At 66.3% G+C, this 19030-nt stretch carries 13 protein-coding genes, 5 tRNA genes and 1 pseudogene; 15 read left to right on the top strand and 4 right to left on the bottom strand.

Annotation, left to right across the window (positions count from 1 at the left end):
- Position 1: 1 nt before the first annotated feature.
- From pgsA to A6M56_RS22895, 9 genes and pseudogenes are all read left to right on the top strand, one after another.
- The gene (gene pgsA, locus A6M56_RS22935; protein ID WP_045786477.1) at positions 2–577 is read left to right on the top strand and encodes a CDP-diacylglycerol--glycerol-3-phosphate 3-phosphatidyltransferase; all 576 of its coding nucleotides are present in this window, start codon (positions 2–4) and stop codon (positions 575–577) included.
- 136 nt (positions 578–713) lie between these two features.
- A tRNA-Gly gene (locus A6M56_RS22930) sits at positions 714–789 on the top strand.
- A gap of 53 nt (positions 790–842) precedes the next feature.
- A tRNA-Gly gene (locus A6M56_RS22925) sits at positions 843–918 on the top strand.
- Between the two features lie 93 nt (positions 919–1011).
- Positions 1012–1085, top strand: a tRNA-Cys gene (locus A6M56_RS22920).
- 512 nt (positions 1086–1597) lie between these two features.
- Positions 1598–2311, top strand: coding sequence for a response regulator transcription factor (locus A6M56_RS22915; RefSeq protein ID WP_062739280.1), 714 nt, complete (start codon positions 1598–1600; stop codon positions 2309–2311).
- On the top strand, positions 2295–3974 hold the full coding sequence (locus A6M56_RS22910; protein WP_045786479.1) for a FecR family protein: 1680 nt from the start codon (positions 2295–2297) through the stop codon (positions 3972–3974). Before A6M56_RS22915 ends, A6M56_RS22910 begins: the two co-directional genes overlap by 17 nt.
- Positions 3967–6300 (top strand): CHASE2 domain-containing protein, encoded by a 2334-nt coding sequence (locus tag A6M56_RS22905; protein WP_102079558.1) that lies wholly within the window; start codon positions 3967–3969, stop codon positions 6298–6300. The genes A6M56_RS22910 and A6M56_RS22905 overlap by 8 nt, the downstream gene beginning before the upstream one ends.
- A 411-nt stretch (positions 6301–6711) precedes the next feature.
- Entirely contained in the window at positions 6712–7419 is a 708-nt protein-coding gene (locus A6M56_RS22900; protein ID WP_045786481.1) for a response regulator transcription factor, read from the top strand.
- A 43-nt stretch (positions 7420–7462) separates the two neighbouring features.
- Positions 7463–7713: pseudogene (locus A6M56_RS22895) on the top strand (GlsB/YeaQ/YmgE family stress response membrane protein).
- Between the two features lie 290 nt (positions 7714–8003).
- On the opposite strand, the gene A6M56_RS22890 reads toward A6M56_RS22895, so the two are convergent.
- Positions 8004–8759 carry a FadR/GntR family transcriptional regulator gene (locus A6M56_RS22890; protein WP_045786483.1) on the bottom strand — a complete coding sequence of 252 codons (756 nt, stop codon included), beginning with the start codon at positions 8757–8759 and terminating at the stop codon, positions 8004–8006.
- 109 nt (positions 8760–8868) lie between these two features.
- On the opposite strand from A6M56_RS22890, the gene gudD reads away from it, so the two are divergent.
- The 5 genes from gudD to A6M56_RS22865 all read left to right on the top strand — a co-directional run bounded on the left by gudD (position 8869) and on the right by A6M56_RS22865 (position 16243).
- The gene (gene gudD / locus A6M56_RS22885) at positions 8869–10221 is read left to right on the top strand and encodes a glucarate dehydratase (protein ID WP_102080232.1); all 1353 of its coding nucleotides are present in this window, start codon (positions 8869–8871) and stop codon (positions 10219–10221) included.
- A gap of 70 nt (positions 10222–10291) precedes the next feature.
- Positions 10292–11596, top strand: a complete 1305-nt coding sequence (locus A6M56_RS22880) for an MFS transporter (RefSeq protein ID WP_102079559.1) — start codon at positions 10292–10294, stop codon at positions 11594–11596.
- 5 nt (positions 11597–11601) lie between these two features.
- Positions 11602–14016, top strand: a complete 2415-nt coding sequence (locus tag A6M56_RS22875) for a glycoside hydrolase family 31 protein (protein WP_102080233.1) — start codon at positions 11602–11604, stop codon at positions 14014–14016.
- A 92-nt stretch (positions 14017–14108) separates the two neighbouring features.
- Complete coding sequence (locus A6M56_RS22870) at positions 14109–15311, top strand: porin (RefSeq protein ID WP_045786485.1); 1203 nt, start codon at positions 14109–14111, stop codon at positions 15309–15311.
- Complete coding sequence (locus tag A6M56_RS22865; RefSeq protein WP_045786486.1) at positions 15311–16243, top strand: aldose 1-epimerase; 933 nt, start codon at positions 15311–15313, stop codon at positions 16241–16243. Before A6M56_RS22870 ends, A6M56_RS22865 begins: the two co-directional genes overlap by 1 nt.
- A gap of 131 nt (positions 16244–16374) precedes the next feature.
- On the opposite strand, the gene A6M56_RS22860 is transcribed toward A6M56_RS22865, so the two are convergent.
- Positions 16375–16450: transfer RNA gene (locus A6M56_RS22860), tRNA-Lys, on the bottom strand.
- 39 nt (positions 16451–16489) lie between these two features.
- Positions 16490–17422 (bottom strand): LysR family transcriptional regulator, encoded by a 933-nt coding sequence (locus A6M56_RS22855; protein ID WP_102079560.1) that lies wholly within the window; start codon positions 17420–17422, stop codon positions 16490–16492.
- 92 nt (positions 17423–17514) lie between these two features.
- On the opposite strand from A6M56_RS22855, the gene A6M56_RS22850 reads away from it, so the two are divergent.
- Complete coding sequence (locus A6M56_RS22850) at positions 17515–18618, top strand: YeiH family protein (RefSeq protein ID WP_045786488.1); 1104 nt, start codon at positions 17515–17517, stop codon at positions 18616–18618.
- Between the two features lie 182 nt (positions 18619–18800).
- Here A6M56_RS22850 and A6M56_RS22845 read toward each other — a convergent pair.
- Positions 18801–18891 (bottom strand) — tRNA-Leu (locus A6M56_RS22845).
- Positions 18892–19030: the final 139 nt, after the last annotated feature.

The following is a 19030-nucleotide window of genomic DNA, read 5'->3' as shown; positions in this document are numbered from 1 at the left end:
CATGCCTTTCAACTTCCCGATCCTCCTGACCTGGCTGCGTGTGGCCATGATCCCGCTGGTGGTGGGCGTGTTCTATGTGCCGGACACCTGGATGGCGCTGCCCGCCAAGAACCTGACGGCCGCGGTGTTCTTCATCGTCGCCGGCCTCACCGATTGGTTTGACGGCTTTCTCGCACGCCGCTGGAACCAGACGTCGGCGTTCGGCGCGTTTCTCGATCCGGTGGCCGACAAGCTGATGGTCGCCGCCGCATTGCTGGTGCTTCTGGCGCTGGGCCGTGTGTCCGACGTCATCGCGTTGGTCATCATCGGCCGCGAGATCACCATCTCGGCGCTGCGCGAGTGGATGGCGCAGATCGGCGCCTCGAAGAGCGTGGCCGTCAACTTCCTCGGCAAGCTGAAGACGACGTTCCAGATGATCGCCATCCCGTTGCTGCTGTTCGAAGGCCGGCTGTTCGGCGTGATCGACGCGCAGGTGTGGGGGACGTGGCTGATCTACGTGGCGGCGGTGCTCACGCTGTGGTCGATGGCGTATTACATGAAGCTTGCCTGGCCGCAGATTCGCGAACGCGCAAAATGAGCCCGCAAAAACTCGTGCGCAAACCTGTTGACGAGCGCGATTCTTTTTTGCCATAATCTCGTTCTCGCGTTGCAGTGATGTGACGCAAACGGTCTGGCAGCACACAGGTTGTACGGCAGTGCTGGTAGCCAAAATTGCGGGAATAGCTCAGTTGGTAGAGCGCAACCTTGCCAAGGTTGAGGTCGCGAGTTCGAGCCTCGTTTCCCGCTCCAGTTTTGAATGTGTGGCCGTACCGAGGTGATGGTGCGGCGGCATGACCGGTTACGCGGGAATAGCTCAGTTGGTAGAGCGCAACCTTGCCAAGGTTGAGGTCGCGAGTTCGAGCCTCGTTTCCCGCTCCAATCCCGAAGGGAAGCCTTGCTTCCCTTTTTCTTTATCGGCACGGCCAATACGTGGTTTTCCACGAATTGCTACAATGCGGTGCTGAACCCCAAGGCGGGGTAGCAAAGTGGTTATGCAGCGGCCTGCAAAGCCGTGTACGCCGGTTCGATTCCGGCCTCCGCCTCCAGAATGCAGAAAAGCCCCGACTGGTTCGGGGCTTTTTCTTTTGGCGCACGCATGCAGGACGCGATGGAGTCGCTTCCGCCTTTCGCCGCGGGACCAGTTCTGATCCACTTTCACTCGAAAGGTCGAGCGTGGCCGTCGCGCGACTTCGCAACGCGGGTCGCGGATACCTGTGTTCGTGGCGATCGATGCCTGGGAAATGGGGCGGCTCCACCGTAGGAGGGCGCCCTGTGCAGACGTCACAAAAAGTGATAGAACGATACAAAGACATGGCGTTGCCTCTCGGTTTTCACAATTGTTTGCAATATGACCGGGGTGTCCTTTTAGGATGACCTGGGCCCAAGTCGGCATGCCGGCGGGCGGAGAAAGGTCTTGCGCGGGAGCCGGTGCCGCGCCGGAGGCGGCCGGCACGTTGAACAGCGACGCCGGCCCGGGACCCCATCACAACGACAGAGGGAGTGAGCCGGCATCCCGCGTAGTGAAGACCGGGCCCGGTGTGGGGAAAAGGCAGTCCAGATGGCGATACGAATTGCCTCGGTAGAAGACAACCAGGCGCAATCACAGTTGATTCGCGAGATCCTGGTTTCGTCCGGATACGAATGCGAGTGTTTCAGCAACGGCGATGCCTTCGTCAAGGCGCTGCGCGATCGCACGTTCGACTTGCTGCTGCTTGACTGGCAACTGCCGGACATCAGCGGTATCCAGCTCGTCAGCTGGGTCAGGCAGACGGTGGGGCCGGCGTTGCCGGTCCTGTTCCTGACCAACCGCTCCCTCGAAGATGATGTGGTCCGCGGCCTGGCCGCCGGCGCCGACGACTACGTGATCAAGCCGGTGCGCCGCGCAGAACTCGTCGCGCGTGTGGGTGCGCTGCTGCGCCGGGCGGCTCCGCGTACGGGCGAGTCGCTCGAGCGCATACGCGTGGGGCCGTACGCGGTGGATCCGCTCGGCCGTGTGTTGACGCTGCATGGCGTGCAGGTCGAGCTGTCGCCGCGGGAGTTTGACCTGGCGCTGTACCTCTTCCGCAATGTCGGCAAGCTGGTGCCGCGCGAGTTGATCGAGCAGGCCGTCTGGGGGCGCAGCATCGGCCCCGATTCGCGCACGCTGGCCACGCATATCTCCAAGCTGCGGCTCAAGCTCGACCTCAACCAGAAGAATGGGGTCCGCCTGGTCTCGGTGTATTCGCATGGCTATCGGCTCGAAACCACGCAAGAAGATGGCGAAACAAACTGACAAGCGGTGGGACGGTTGGATGGGGCGCGCCGCGTTTGTCGGCGCGTTTGTCGTTTTCGGGGGCGGGTGGCAGGCGGCCGTGGCCCAGCCTTCGGGGGCGGACGGCAGGGACTTCCTGTATCGGGTCCAGCAGGGCGATACGCTCATCAACCTGGCAGAGCGCTATATGGACGGCATCGACGGCTGGCGCGTGCTGCAGCGCCGCAATCGCGTGGCCGATCCGTACCGCTTGCAGCCGGGGTCCATTCTGCGCATTCCGTTCGATCGCATTCCCGTTGTGCGTGCGACGGCGCAAGTGGTGTTTGCGCGCGACGCGAACTCCGACGGCAAGCCGCTGCAAGCTGGCATGAAGCTCGCCGAAGACGCGCAGATCGATACGGGCGACAAAGGCGCCGTCACGCTGGCCTTCGACGACGGCACACGCATGACCGTGCCGCCGGGCAGCCACGTCGCGCTGTCGCGTGTGCGTGCGTTCGCGCACGCCGGACTTATCGACGTGCGCGTGCACGTCAAGCAGGGCGAGGCCGAATCGAATGTCGCGCCGAAGAAGACCGGCGTCGGTCGGTATGAAATCTCGACGCCGGCATTGGTGACGGGTGTGCGCGGTACCCGTTTCCGGGTGCAGGCGAGCGACTCCGTGTCGACCAGTTCGGTGCTGGAGGGCCAGGTGACGGCTCAGGCCGGCCGACGGGCGCAGGGCATCAAGGCCGGGTTTGGCGTGCAGGCTTCGGGCGGACGGCTCCAGCGTGCTGCGCTGCCGGCTGCGCCCCGGCTCGGTGCCATTCCGGAACTGGTGCAGACGCCGTGCTTTCGCGCGACGTGGCAGCCCGCCAAGGGCGCGGCGGCGTATCGCGCGGCCGTCGCACGGGACTCGGCGCTGACCGAACTCGGCCCGTATCAATCGACCCAGGCGCCGGGCGCCAACATCTGCGGAGATGAGGACGGCGATTACACGCTCGTCGTCCAGAGCATCGACGCGCTGGGCCTGACGAGCGTATCGGCCACGCGTGTCTTTACGGTTCGCCTGCATCCGGAAGCGCCGTTTACGACCGAGCCCGCCAACGGCAAGGTGTACCGCAGCGGCGAGGTGGCGTTCGCGTGGGCCTCCGTGTCTGACGCCGCGAGCTACGACATGGAAGTCGCCGATGCGCAGAGCTTTGCATCGCCGCTCATTCGGCAGCACGGCATCGACGTGCGCCTGAGCAAGGTGCTCGGCGCAGGCACATGGTGGTGGCGCGTGCGCTCGGTGGCACCCGATGGCAAGACCGGCCCGTGGAGCGACGCACTGCGCTTTCGCCTGTTGGATGTTCCGCCAGAATCGGTGCCAGCAGCCGCAGTCAATGCGGGCAACGACGGCAAGCTGCATGCGCATTGGCCCGCGCTGGCGCCCGAACTGACGGCCTCTGGCGCACGTACGCGCGTGCAACTGGCCAGCGAGTCGACTTTCACCAAGCCCATCGTCGATATCGTCAGCGAGGGCAGCGAAGCAGCCATGTCGAAGCCGCCGGCCGGCGTGTATTACATCCGCACAGGCGTGGACCTCGGCGATGCGGCGTCGGTGATCTACAGCAAGCCGCAGCGCATCGACGTCGGGAGCTTCGTCGGCGATTCTTCGCGCAGCCCGGTGCAGAGCGGCGGCGGCAGTCTGCTGCTCAATGACTGATCCGGCACCGGCCACGTCGCCCGCGCCCCGCCTGGGGCTGCGTGCGCTCTTGGAGTGGACCGTGCTCGTGGCGCTGGCGGTGCTGCTCACGCTGGGCGCCGCGCGCTGGAACGTGGTGGCACGGCTTGATGCGGCGCTGTATGACACGGTGCTGACGCTGCACGGCCATGCGGTGCGCGACGACATCGTGATCGTCGCCATTGATGACCAGAGCCTCGATGCCGTGGGTCGCTGGCCGTGGCCGCGCAGCCGCCTCGCCGATCTCGTTGCGCGGATCGGGCAGGCGCGGCCGCGCGCCCTAGGCGTGGACATCCTCCTGATCGAGCCCGATCTTGCGCACCCGGAAGGCGACCGCGCGCTGTCGTCCGCCATCGCGCAGGCCGGGCGCGTCATCTTGCCGGCGCTGCCCGAGCGTACGGAGCAGGGGCGCGTGTATCACTACCCGTTTCTCGGCATCGGCGCGGCGGTTGCGCACATCAATGCGGCCGCCGACGCCGATAGCGTGGTGCGAAGCGTCTACCTTGCAGAGGGGCCGCGCGAGCATGTACTCGACCACCTCGCACTCCAACTGGCACGGCAGGCGGCCCAGCCACCGGCTTCGCTGCCGGCCTCGCGTGACGTGCAGACCGATGCCGAGGGCTGGACACGCCAGGCCAACATCCGTCTGAACTTTGCCGGGCCCGCCGGTACATTCCGTCACGTGCCGGCGCTCGACGTCCTCAACGGGCGCGTGGCGGCGGACGCGTTTGCCGGCAAGCTCGTGTTGATCGGCGCTACGGCCTCCGGTGTGTCGGACATTTTTGCGACGCCCACCTCGCGCACGATGAGCGGCGTGGAAGTGCTCGCCAATGCCACGCAGACGGTGCTGGACGGCAGCGCCATCCTGCCCGTGTCCACGGGCGTCTTCTGGGCGATGACGCTGCTGCCGCTGCTGATGACGGCATGCGCCGTGCGCTGGTGGACGCCGCGCATGGCGCTCGCCGTGTCGATGGCCGGGGCGATGGTGCTGCTCGTCGGTTCGATCGGCGCGCTGGTGTTTGCCAATCGCTGGCTGCCGCCGTTCGCGGCAATGGTCGGGCCGCTGGTGCTGTATCCGCTGTGGAGCTGGCGCCAGCAGGAAGCCGCGCTGCGCTTTCTGCGTGGCGAGATGCAGCGCCTGACCCGTGAGCCGGGCCTGCTGGCGGAAGCCACGCCGCTGGCCCGTACCGGCCGCACATTGGGCGCACACATGGATGCCGTTGCCGCGCTGACAGACAGGCTCCGAGCCCTGCGACGCTACCTGGCCGATGCGCTGGAAAGCCTGCCTGATGCCACCGTCATCTGCACCGCAGACGGCACGATCCGCCTGGCCAACGGCCGCAGCGCCGAGCTGGCGGGGCAGTCGCCGTCGCCGGGGCAGAATCGCGCTGCCGCACTGCGTGATCTGCCAAGCCTGCTCGTGCGCGCGTTTCCCGACCCGGCGGCAGGCCAGCACTACTGGGCGCGTTGGCTCGCCGAGTCCGCGGGACTGGAGCCCGTCGAGCTGCGTACGCACGACGGCCGCTCGATGCTGATGCACGCAGCGGCGCTGCGCGACGAGGCAGGGCGCCCGGTCGACATCATCGTCAGCTTTGCCGATATCACGCCGGTTCGCGAAGCCGAACGCCGCCGCGAAGACGCGCTGCGTTTCATCTCGCACGACATGCGCTCGCCGCAGAGCGCGATCCTGGCGCTCATCGAATTGCAGCGCGACGGTTCGCGTGCGCTCGATCGCGAGGTGCTGCTCTCGCGCATCGAGCAGCTGTCTTCGCGCACGCTGGAGCTGGCGGATGCGTTCATCGACCTGGCGCGCGCCGAATCGCAGGCGCTCAAGCTGGTCGACGTGGACCTGCTGGGCCTCGTGCTCGATGCCGCCGACGAGGTCTGGCCGCTGGCGAATCGCCATCAGGTGGAAGTGCGCGTGGCGGCTGACATCGAGGCTTCCGTGCGCGGCGAACCACGGCTGCTGGTGCGCGCGCTGGTGAACCTGCTCAATAACGCCATCAAGTTCAGTTCGCCGGGTTCGGTGGTGACGGTGTCGGTTGCGGCGGACGACGCGATGTTTGCGGTGTCCGTGGCAGACCAGGGCGCCGGCATCGCGCTGGCGGATCAGCCCCGGCTGTTCCAGCCATTTCATCGGCTGCACGAGGGCGCGCCCAATGCGCCTTCAGGCTGCGGCCTCGGCCTGGTCTTCGTGAAGACCGTGGTGGACCGGCACGGCGGCCGCATTGCCGTGCAGAGCGCGCCGGGTCTGGGCTCGACCTTCACGCTGTGGCTGCCGCGCGCGCCACATCACCCTGACGCCTGAAACCCGCCCTGGGGCGAGGCTTCGGTCGCTTCTCTTTTTCAATCATTTGCATTTGGGCGCTGCGGCCACCCTACAGTTCATTGGCCGACCCGCACAACGTGCACTGGTGAAAAACACCGGTCGAGAGACGATGGCGTCCGGGCAAAACGGCGTACAGATCCACCGAGCCGCCAAGCATGTTGAGCCAGACCGCCCCCGATGTTCTGACCGAATGCGAGTACGAACGCGTTCGTGCCGAACTGCACCGCGCTCTGCACGGCAGCGGGAACCCGTCACAGGGCGAGCGGTCCTGGCTGGCGGGGCGGCGTGAACCCAAGTGGCATAGCGAGGCTGACGATGCTCCAGACATGCAACACCGCCATCAAACCGTCGCGCGACTACGCCACGCGTAGCCAACCACGAAACCGAGCCATGAAAATCGGTCTGATCGACACGCATCTCGCCCGTCAGCAGGCGATCCACTCTGCGCTGCAGCCGACGCGCTTTGAATGCGTGCCCCTGTTTCTCTCACGCCAGGTCTTCGAAGCCATTGACCTGCAGGGCATCAACCTGCTGATGGTCGGTTCCCATGCGCACGACATGCCAGGCCTGTCGCTCGTGCGCACCGTGCGCGAGCGCGTGGGGCCGGGCATGGCCATCGTCTACCTCGCCGATGGCCATGCCGATTCCGAAACCGCCGACGCGCTCAATCACGGCGCAGACCTGTGCTTCCAGGGCGAGATCCGTCCGCCCGAGCTGCTCGCGCGGCTCGATGCGCTGATCCGCCGCTTTGCCGTGAGCCGTGCCGTGCGCGCTTCTGAAATTCAGCTGGGGCCTTACACGATCGATCGTCAGAACCGCGCCATCCGCCTGCGCGATACGCTGGTATCGGTACATGCGCGCGAGTTCGAGCTCGCCCTGCTGCTGTTCGCCAATGCGGGCCGCGTGCTGTCGCGCGCCGACATCGAACTGGCGTTGTGGGGGCGCGAACTGAGCCCGTATTCGCGCACGCTCGATACGCATGTCTCGCGGTTGCGCAAGAAGCTGCTGCTCGGTCCCGACAACGGCCTGCGCCTGCGCGCCATCTACGGGCAGGGCTTCTGCCTGGAGCGCGTGATGGAAACCGTGGGCCCGAACTGACGCACATGCGTCCGCAGCGCGTTCGAGCCGCGGAGTCGACGTCATGCATCTGCTTATTCTCACGGCCCTGATCGGCTCCTGTCAGGGCTGGTTGCGCGGTGGATCACTCCGGGATGCGGCCTCACGGGCTTCACTCTGACCACGATGCTAGGCGTGGCAGGCGCGCTGGCCGCGAGCTTTCTGGGCCAGTTGCTGCGCTGGTACCAGCCCGGCCAGTCTGCGGGTTGGATCGGCGCGATGATGGGCGCCGTCATCCTCCTGGCGGGCCACCACCTCCTGATGCGCGAGCGCTGAAGCGCTGCGGTCCATGGCGCCAAGCCCCGAAGATCGGGGCTTTTTTGTTGCCGGCAGCCGACGTGCGAACCGGTTGCCCAAAAGAAATGCCCTGACGCTCAGGACGGGAGCATCAGGGCCAAGTGACCGCAGCTCTCTCTTCCGCGGCCAAAGCGCACCCACGAGGGGTCGGTGCAGGCTCAGGTTACGTGGCTGAGCGGCCGGGAATGCAAATGTTTATCAACGGGCCCCAGGCGGCGCCGGTTTTTTCGTAAGACGTCAGACAACTCTGGCGGACTTCGGTTGACCGCTCAGGCCGACGCTTGTGCGGCGAGCCGGCCGGCATCCTCGTGCGCACTGCGCAGGCGTTCGCGGCTGTTGGACAGGTGCATGCGCATGGCGGCACGCGCGGCCTCCGGGTCCTTGCGGGCGATGGCGTCGAAGATGCTGTGGTGCTCGCGGTTGACCGTCGCGCGCAGTTCGGGCGCGTTGAGGTAGCCCACCTGCGCGAGGTCCATGCGGGTGCGGGGGATGAGCGTCTTGCCAAGCTGGGCGAGAGCGCCGACAAAGTGTTCGTTGCCCGTGGCGCGTGCAATGCTCAGGTGGAACTGCAGGTCGGAGGTCGCGCTGTCCCGGCCCTCGGCCTGGTCCTGCTCGATGGCGTCGAGCGCGGCGCGCAGCGCGTCGATTTCCGCAGCGCTGATGCGCTGCGCGGCCAGTCCGGCGCATTCCGTTTCAATGGCCATGCGCAGTTCCAGCATCGACAGGATGTCGTGCAGCGTGGAGGCCTCGCCCAGCGGGATGCTGTTGTCGGTGCGCGGCGGCAGGACGAAGCTGCCGATCCCGTGGCGCGTTTCGATGAGCCCCTTGGCCTGCAGGCGCGAGATCGCCTCGCGCACGACGGTCCGGCTCACGCCCAGCGTTTCCATCAGCGCGGATTCGGTGGGCAGCTTGTCGCCGGGGCGCAGGGATTCCATGGCGATGCGCCCCTTGATGTGGTCCACCACAACGTCTGCGAGGCTTTGGGTGCGGCGCACGAGCGTTGCGGGCGGGCTGGTGTCGGGCATGCGGTCTCCGGCGGCGGATTGCGGGTTTACCAGGGTGACCCCGTTGGGAAGTGTCCATTATAGTCGTCGTCCATGTTGTACGACGACTGATGACATATCACCGATGACGATGGATCACCAACCCCCCCAAGCCGCCAAGCACGGCCCGCGCGTCACACGCCTGCAGGTCATTCCCGTGGCCGGCCGCGACAGCATGCTGCTGAACCTCAGCGGCGCGCATGGCCCGTTCTTCACTCGCAACATCGCCATCCTGCAAGATTCCGACGGCCATATCGGCGTGGGTGAAGTGCCGGGCGGCGAGGCCATCCGCAAGACCATTGAAGACGCGACGCCCCTGGTGGTCGGACAACCGATCGGCGCCTACAACAATGTGCTCAATACCGTGCGCCGGCAGTTTGCCGACCGCGACGCCAACGGGCGCGGCCTGCAGACGTTCGACCTGCGCACCACGGTGCACGCCGTCACCGCGCTGGAGAGCGCGCTGCTCGACCTGCTCGGCCAGCATCTGGGCGTGCCGGTGGCCGCGCTGCTGGGGCAGGGGCAGCAACGCACCAAGGTGCCGGCGCTGGGCTACCTGTTCTTCGTGGGCGACCGCACGCGCACCGACCTCGACTACGCCGACGGCAGCGACGCCACCGACGACTGGACACGCCTGCGCCACCAGGAGGCGCTTACGCCCGAAGCCGTGGTGCGGCTGGCCAAGGCAGCGCACGCGCGCTACGGCTTCAAGGACTTCAAGCTCAAGGGTGGCGTGCTGAGCGGCGACGAGGAGATGGTCGTCACTACCGCGCTGGCCGAAGCGTTCCCGGAGGCGCGCGTCACGCTCGACCCGAACGGGGCGTGGTCGCTGCAAGAAGCCATCCGCCTGTGCCGCGACAAGCACCACGTGCTGGCCTACGCCGAAGACCCGTGTGGCGCCGAGAACGGCTACTCCGGCCGCGAGGTGATGGCCGAATTCCGCCGCGCGACCGGCCTGCCCACCGCCACCAACATGATCGCCACGGACTGGCGGCAGATGGGTCACGCCATCCAGCTGCATTCGGTCGATATTCCGCTGGCTGATCCGCATTTCTGGACGATGCAGGGCTCGGTGCGCGTGGCGCAGATGTGCGACGACTGGGGCCTCACGTGGGGCTCGCACTCCAACAACCACTTCGACATTTCGCTGGCGATGTTCACGCACGTGGCGGCCGCCGCGCCGGGCAAGATCACCGCCATCGACACGCACTGGATCTGGCAGGACGGCCAGCGGCTCACGCGCGAGCCGTTCCAGATCGTCGGCGGCGAGATCGATGTGCCGACCGCGCCGGGCCTGGGCGTCACGCTCGACATGGCCGAGATCGAAAAGGCGCATGCGCTTTACAAGGAGCATGGCCTGGGCGCGCGGGACGATGCCATCGCCATGCGCCAGCTGATCCCCAACTGGCAGTTCGACAACAAGCGGCCCTGCATGGTCCGCTGAGCAGGCAACACCCGCGGGCGGTCTGCGCTGCCCGTGTCTTACCCAATATAAAAAGATCCGGAGACAAACCGTGAAGACCATCAAGGGACTGCGCTGGTGGATCATCGTGCTGGTGTGCCTGGGCACGATCATCAACTATCTGGCGCGCAACTCGCTGGGCGTGCTCGCGCCCACGCTCAAGGACGAACTGGGGATGAGCACCCAGCAGTACTCCTACGTGGTCGCCGCGTTCCAGGTCGGCTACACGATCATGCAGCCGGTGTGCGGGTTCATTGTCGATCTGGTCGGACTGCGCATCGGCTTTGCGCTGTTCGGCGTGCTTTGGTCGTTTGCGGGCGTGCTGCATGCGGGCGCGAGCGGCTGGCTCTCGCTTGCCGGTTTTCGCGCGCTGATGGGGTTGACGGAAGCCGCGGCCATTCCGTCGGGCATGAAGGCCGTCGCCGAATGGTTTCCCGACAAGGAAAAGTCCGTGGCCGTCGGCTGGTTCAATTCGGGTACCTCGCTTGGCGCGATGCTGGCGCCGCCGCTGGTGATCTTCCTGCATCTGCGATATGGGTGGCAGTCCGCGTTCGTGGTGACGGGCGCCATCGGCTTCCTGTGGGCGGCGCTGTGGTTCGCGTTCTATCGTTCGCCGAAGGACCATCCCGCGCTCTCCAGCGTCGAACGCGAAAAGATCATCGGCGGACAGCTGCGCCCCGTGGCTGCCGAGCGCGGCAAGCGGCCGGTCAAGGACGTCGTCACGTCGCGCCGCTTCTGGGCCATCGCGCTCGCGCGCTTCTTTGCCGAGCCGGCCTGGCAGACGTTCAGCTTCTGGATCCCGCTGTACTTCGTCAATGAGCGCCACCTCGATCTCAAGGCGATCGCCATGTTTGCGTGGCTGCCGTTCCTGGCGGCCGACCTCGGCGGCCTCGCCGGTGGCTACCTGTCGCCGTTCCTCATCAAGCGTTTCCGCATTCCTCTGGTGTGGTCGCGCGTGTGCGGCGTCGTGCTGGGCGCGGCCATGATGATCGGCCCGGCGTGCGTGGGGCTGGTCGCTTCGCCGTACACGGCCATCGTGCTGTTCTGCGTGGGCGGCTTTGCGCACCAGATGATTTCGGGCCTGGTCAACACGCTTTCCGCCGATGTGTTCGACCCGGAAGAGGTCGGTACCGCCAGCGGTTTTGCGGGCATGTCGGCGTGGATCGGCGGCCTGGGCTTCTCGCTGCTGGTCGGGGCGCTGGCTGACAAGATCGGTTATGGGCCGCTGTTCGGCATGCTCGGCGCATTCGACCTGACCGGCGCCGTGCTTCTGATCGTGCTGATCCGCGGACAATCCCATGAGGAGCGCGCGGCGCGGCAGGCGCAGTCCTCCCTTCCTGTTTCAAAGCTGAGTTGAAGACGATGTCCTTGCTGCATCCCCCCCGATTTGACCTGCAGGCGCGCGAAGGCAATCGCCTGCGCCTGGCAAGCGGCACCGGCGCCGCCATTGAAGTCTTTGTGCTGGAAGACGACATCCTGCGCGTGCTCGTGCTGCCGCACGGGGAGTTGCGTGGCCCGGCCACGTGGTCGATTGCGCCCGGCGCGGAAGACGCGCCGCTCGAGGGGCGCGACCGGCGCGACATGAGCGGCTTCAGCCTGCCGGCGTTTGCGCTGCACGCCGACGCCGACACGCTGCGCGTGCAGACCACCAAGATCCGCCTGAGCATTGCGCTCGCAGGTGGTTTCTGCACCTGGGAGACGCGCGGCCGATCGGGCCAATGGCAGACCGTGCTGGCCGACCGCGCCACGCAGGCCTACAACTTCGGCTACTGGGACGAGCAGGTCTATCACTACGTGCGCCGCGAGCCCGGCGAGATGTATTTCGGCCTGGGCGAGCGCGCCGGCGACATGAACCGCGCACACCAGCGTTATGAGATGCGCAACATCGACGCGATGGGCTACAGCGCGCGCACGACCGATCCGCTGTACAAGCACATCCCGTTCTACGTGACGTGGCACCCGGAAAACCGCACCGGCTTCGGGCTGTTCTACGACACGCTGTCGGACTGCAGCTTCGACATGGGCCGCGAGCTGGACAACTACCACGGCCACTATCGTTACTTCGTTGCACCGTTTGGCGATCTCGACTACTACTTCATTGCTTCGCCCGACACACCGCTCGATGCCACGCGCCGCTTCACATGGCTGACCGGCCGCCCGGCGTGGATGCCGAAGTGGGGCCTGGGCTATTCCGGCTCGACCATGACGTACACCGACGCGCCCAACGCGCAGGAGCAGATGGCCGAGTTCATCAACAGCTGCCGAAAGCACGACATCCTGTGCGATTCGTTCCATCTGTCGTCGGGTTACACGTCCATCGGGCCGAAGCGCTACGTCTTCCACTGGAACACTGACAAGTTCCCCGATGCGCGCGGTTTTGTGCAGAGCTACCTGGATGCAGGCATCCGCCTGTGTCCGAACATCAAGCCGTGCCTGCTGCGCGACCACCCGAAGTTTGACGAAGCCAAAGCCGCCGGCTTGCTGGTGTGCGATGCCAATGGCGAACCGGCGTGGGTGCAGTTCTGGGACGAGGTCGGTGCATATCTGGACTTCACCAACCCCAAGACGCTCGACTGGTGGAAGGCCAACGTCAAGAGCGCGCTGCTTGACTACGGCATGGCCGCCACCTGGAACGACAACAACGAGTTCGAGGTCTGGACGCCCAACGCGTTCGCGCACGGCTTCGGCAAGAAGACGCCGATCCGCGAGGCCAAGGTGCTGCACACCATGCTGATGATGCGTGCGTCGCGCGAAGCGCAACTGGAGTACGCACCGCAGCGGCGGCCGTTCCTGGTCTCGCGCTCGGGCGGCGTCGGCATGCAGCGCTACGTGCAGACGTGGTCCGGCGACAACTACACGTCGTGGGAGACGCTGCGCTACAACCTGAAGATGGGCTTGGGGCTCGCGCTCTCGGGCGTCTCCAATATCGGCCACGACATCGGCGGGTTTGCCGGCCCGGCGCCGTCGCCCGAGCTGCTCGTACGCTGGGTGGCCTTTGGCGTGTTCCTGCCGCGCTTCTCCATCCACTCGTGGAACGACGACAAGACGGTCAACGAACCGTGGATGTATCCGCAGGTCACCTCGCAAATTGCCTCGCTCATCAAGCTGCGCTACCGGTTGATTCCGTATCTGTACGAGCTGCTGTGGCAATCGACGCAGGCTTACGAGCCGGTGCTCAAGCCGACCTTTGCCGAGTTCCCGGAAGATCGCCGCTGCTACGACGAGTGCGACGACATGATGATCGGCGCATCGCTGCTGGCCGCGCCCGTCGTGGACCCAGGCCAGAGCGAGCGCACCGTGTATCTCCCGGCCGGCGCACGCTGGGTGTCGTACTGGAGCGGCGAAGCGTTCGACGGCGGCCGGAGCGTCACCCTGCCCGCACCGTGGGATCAGCCGGTGATGCTGATCCGCGAAGGCGGCGTCATCGCGCTGAACGTGGCCGAGCAGCATTTCGACCGGCGCGCCGACCAGCGCGGCTTTCTCCTCGTGCCCGTGCGGGGTGCGGGCCAGGCTGTCGGCGGCTGCATCGAAGACGACGGCGAAACCGAAGCGTGGCGGGAAGGGCAGCATGGCCGCTGGCATGTGCGGGCCGTCTCAGACGCCCACACCGTCACGCTGCATGTTTCACGCGAAGGCCGCATGCCGACGCGGGCCGATACCGTTGAAATTCTCCTGCCCGCAGGCGATGCGCGAACCGTGCAAACGCCGCAAGCCCGCGTGCTGGAGACCGCTGTCGAGGGTGGCTGGCGCCGCCTGACGTTGCAGTTGCAGGCCTAGTGCCGCATCCGATCGCGTGCCGGCATCGGGATCCGGAGAGCCCGGCGGCGCGCGGTTTTTCCTTGGTGCAGGAGACAACCGAGATCACAACGATGGAAACCACACGAGCCCAACATTCCCTCACCCCGCTCTATGTATCGGCGGCGCTGCTGTGCGCGGGCGCTTCAATGCATGCGTCTGCGCAGACATCGGTCACGCTGTATGGCGTGGTGGACAACGCGTTCGCGTATTCGAGCAACCAGGGCGGGCACTCCAATACCTACATCAACTCGGGCGCGCTCTTGGCGAGCAAGTTCGGCTTGTATGGCACCGAAGATCTGGGCGGCGGCAACCTGGCACTGTTCCGGCTGGAGAGCGGCTTCAATGCCGACACGGGCCAGCAGAGCCAGGCCGGCTTCCTCTTCAACCGGCAGGCCTACGTGGGCCTGAACAACAAGAACTACGGGCAGGTCACGCTGGGTCGTCAGTACACGCCGTACTTCCAGTACGTGGCATCGCTCGGACCGACCAATGTCCTGACCGGCGCCACCGGCGCCCACCCGGGTGACGTCGATGCGCTGGACACCACGCTGCGCTTCAACAATTCCATCACGTATACGTCACCGGTGTTCGGGGGCCTGCAGGCTGGCGTGCAGTATGGCTTTGGCGAGCAGGCGGGCAGCATTTCCCACGGCAGCAGCGTCAGTGCGGCGTTGCGCTACGACTACCAGGCGTTCTCGTGGGGCGCCGGCTATACGCGCCTGAAGAACGTGTCGAACGGCACGACCGCCGGCAACTTCAGCAACGTCGGCACGTTCGCCAACAACTCGCCGGTCAACGCGGGCTATGCATCGGCGGATACCGCCCAGCTCATCGCCACCGCGGCGCGCTACACCTTCGGCAAGGTGATGGTCGGGCTGAACTACTCGAACGTGCAGTACAAGCCGGGCGCCACGTCGCTGTTCACGCAATCGGCCACGTTCAACACCGTGGGCGCCATTGCCACGTATGCAGCCACGCCCGCGCTGACACTCGCGTTCGGCTACAGCTATACCGCCGAGAAGGCGCGCAACGGCATCACGTCGCCGGCCAAGTACAACCAGTTCTCGATGGAACAGCTTTATTCGTTGTCCAAGCGTACGGCCTTCTACGCGATCGAGGCGTACCAGCGGGCCAGCGGACAGACGTTGCGCGCGAGCGGCGCCGGCACGAGCATGGTTGACGCCGTGGCGTCGGTGGGCGATTCGCAGAACGGCACGCCGTCGAACGGGCGTAGCCAGTTCGTGGGCATGGTCGGCATCCGGCATTCGTTCTGATGGCGGGTACATCGTGGCTGGCACCGGGGCCGGTGCACACATTGCAGGCCGGCGCACTGACGATGGCCGTCGCGCCGGCCGCCGGGGGCCGCATCGCTTCGCTGGCTTCGGTGGGCGCTGGCGGGCAGCGCATCGACTGGCTGGCCCCGATGTCAGCAGAGTGCCTGCGTGACGGGTTCGACGGGCTGGCCTGGCCCAAGGCGGGCTGCTATCCGCTGCTGCCGTTTTCCAACCGCATCCGGGATGCGCGCTTCCCATGGAATGGGCGGACCGTCCATCTCGCCCCGCACCCGGGCCAGCCCCATGCCATGCACGGGCTGGCGCATGCGCGCGCATGGGACGTGGAGCAGCACACCGCTTCGTCCATCGTGCTGGGCCTGCGATACGCGCCCGAGCCCGGCAACTGGCCGTGGCCCTTGACCGCTACCCAGACGTTCGTACTCAGTGAGCAAGGGCTCGACGCCGTCATGACGCTCTGTAACGACGGCGACAGCAGCATGCCGGCCGGCGGCGGCTTTCATCCGTACTTCACCCGGACCGCCGATACGCGAGTGCAGTTTGATGCGCGAACCATGTGGCCGACCGACGCCGGCGAAGTCGCCCTGCGCCGCGAGCGTGTCGCGCCCCGCGAAGATTTTCGACAGCTGCGCGCCCTGCCCGAAGCCCTCAGCGTCTACTACAGCGACTGGCAGCAGCAGGCCGTGCTGGCACGCGCAGAGGGCACGCTCACGCTGGACGCAGAAGGAGCATTGGACCATTGCATCCTGCATGCGCCGGGCGGCCAGTCCTATTTCTGTCTGGAGCCGGTTTCGCACGTTGCCGATGCGGTAAACCTGGCGGCGCAGGGGTGGCAGGGCACAGGGCTGCGCGCGTTGGAGCCCGGTCAGACGTTGAGCCTGCGCATGCGGCTGCGCATCGACCTTGCCGACTAGTGGCGCGCCACCTCTGTGGTGCACCGCGTGGCATTCCGCGCCATGGCCCAGAGAAGGGAAGGGGCGGCAATGTCTTCGAGTACAAAAGCAAAAAGCCCAGTCGGTGAGGACTGGGCTTTTTACGCGAGTTCTGGTGGGGCGTGAGTGACTCGAACACTCGACCTACGGATTAAGAGTCCGCTGCTCTACCAACTGAGCTAACGCCCCGCGAAGAAACGAGACTATAACAACCTTTTTCGGATCGCGCTAGTCCCCCGCGCGATTTTTTTTCGAATCCGGCGCGGTGGCGTGGCGGCGCAGGGCGCTGATGAACTGCGTCAGGCCATGCGTCGGGTGCTTGTCGCGGTGACGCACGATGAGCAGCGGCCGGGCGATGCGCGGCAGGCCGCTATCCACCTCGACGAGCCGTCCGTCGCGCAGCGCGTCGGCAACCACGTGGCGCGACAGGCAACTGATGCCGTAGCCCGCCGCCACCGTGCGCTGGATCGCCTCCGAGTGGCCCAGCTCCAGGGCGACATGCAGCGGCCCCACCACCGATGCGATGCGGCTGTCGACAAGCTCGCGGGTGCCGGAGCCCGGCTCGCGCATCAGCCAGCCCGCCTCGCGCAGTGCCGCATGCGAGACGGGGCCGGCTCCGCGCGCGAGCGGATGCCCTGGCGCGGCCACGATGACCATTTCGTCGTCGATCCACGTTTCGATCTCCAGCGCCTCGCCGCGGCACGTGCCCTCGATGAGCCCGATGTCGACTTCGAAGCGCTGCACGGCGTCTACCACGTCCTGCGTGTTGCCGATCAGCACGTCGAGCTGACTGCCTGGCGCGATCTGGTGCCGGAAATCGGCGAGCAGGGCAGGCAGCACGTAGTTGCCAATGGTGCTGCTGGCTGCAAGCCGGAGCCGCACATTGGGCTGCGCCGTGGCGTGCTCGAGCGCATCGGCGTGATCGAGCAGCGCCTGGGCGTGCGGCAGCAGTTGCCGGCCCAAGGCGTTCAAGTGCAGCCGCCGTGCATGCCGGTCGAACAGCGGATGCCCGAGCGCCGACTCCAGCTCGGCCAGCGCCGCGCTCACGGCTGATTGCGAGAGGCCGAGAGCTTCGCCAGCAGCGGTCGTCGTTTCGCTCTTGGCGATGGCCGCGAAGACGGCCCACTGCCGAAGGGTTACGCGCGGCGCTTTCATATCCATAAAAGTGGTTGTAATGACAAAAATTACCTGTTTTACAGGTTATCACGATGTGCATATCGTTATGCGCACAACGAATAAGCAAGGCGAGCGTGATGACGACTGCACAGAAGCAATTGGCGGCCCCCAGCGCGACAGCGGGGTTTGACGGGCGCACGTTGGCCAGCGTGGCGGTCTTGTTGAGCTGTGCCGGCGTGGCGGTGGCTCTGGGTGCAATGCCCTGGGCCGGACATCTCGGCCTGAGCGCGCTCACGCTGGCCATCCTGCTGGGCATGGCCGTGGGGCATGTGCCGGGGCACCAGCGCTGGCTCACCCCAGGTGCGATCCAGTTTGCGCGGCACACGCTGCTGCGCACCGGCGTGATTCTCTATGGTGCCCGGTTGACGCTGGCGCAGATTCACCAGCTGGGGACGTCGGGCGTCGTGATTCCGCTCGTGGTGCTGGCAGCGACCATGCTGGCCGGCACGTGGATCGGCACGCGCTGGTTTGGTCTGGCGCGTGCGCAGGCCTTGCTGGTGGCGTCCGGCAGTGCGGTCTGCGGCGCCGCCGCCGTGCTGGCAGTGGCGCCCGCCGTGAAGGCCTCCCCGCGCGAAACGGCGGTGGCGATCGCAAGCGTGGTGCTGTTCGGCACCGCCGGCATCTTTCTGTACCCGTGGCTGTATGCGCTGGCTGCGCATGCTGGCGTGGCGGTGGCGCCTGAGCACTTTGGCGTGTACATCGGTTCGACCATCCATGAAGTGGCGCAGGTGATTGCGGCCGCGCGCCCCTTGGGTGAGGACGCCACCAACGCGGCCGTCGTCAGCAAGATGGTGCGCGTGCTGGCGCTGGCGCCGCTGCTGGTGATCCTGGCGTGCACGACGGCCGCAGACGGGCGGGCGCACGTGGCCGTCTCGCGCCAGCAGGCGGTGCGCAAGGCCGCAGGGCACGCCTGGAGGGCGATGCCGTGGTTCGCGGTGGGATTGCTGATCGTGACGCTGGCCAATTCTGCAGGCGCGATTCCGGCGGTATGGCATGCGCCCATCGACGCGATCGATACCGCCATGCTGGCTTGTGCCATGTTCGCCATCGGCACGCAGACCCACGTGCCGATGTTGCTGAAATCAGGGGTGCGTCCGTTGCTGTGTGCAGCCGTGTTGTGGGTCGGGCTCGTCGCCGCCGGCGCGCTCATCAACATCGGCGTGCGCTGGCTGGTGGGCTGATTGGACGTACTGGATGGATGCGCGCGGGTGCAAGCGAGGCCTGCGCGCTGTTGTTGTTTGATCGCGCCGCTGGGCCGCGACCGGACCGGCACATGCACCGGTGGTGCGTCACGATGAATACGAAGACGCACCGATCGCACGCATGACGCGTCGGCAAGCAAAGAGGGAGACAGCAGTGAGGATGGTGCCCGAGGCCGGGATCGAACCGGCACGCGCCGATTAGGGCGCAGCGGATTTTAAGTCCGCGGTGTCTACCAATTTCACCACTCGGGCTTGGGCGGTGATCCGCCGGTGCAAGACGATACACGACGCCGCCGCCACAAATGAAAACGCCCCGCACGAAGCGAGGCGTTTGTATTTTGGCTCCCCGACCTGGGCTCGAACCAGGGACCTACGGATTAACAGTCCGGCG

It is taken from the genome of Ralstonia sp. RL, from assembly GCF_001683835.1.
Taxonomy (GTDB): Bacteria; Pseudomonadota; Gammaproteobacteria; order Burkholderiales; family Burkholderiaceae; genus Ralstonia; species Ralstonia mannitolilytica.
The sequence above is the reverse complement of the archived record's forward strand: the minus strand, read 5'-3'. Positions and strand labels throughout refer to the sequence as shown.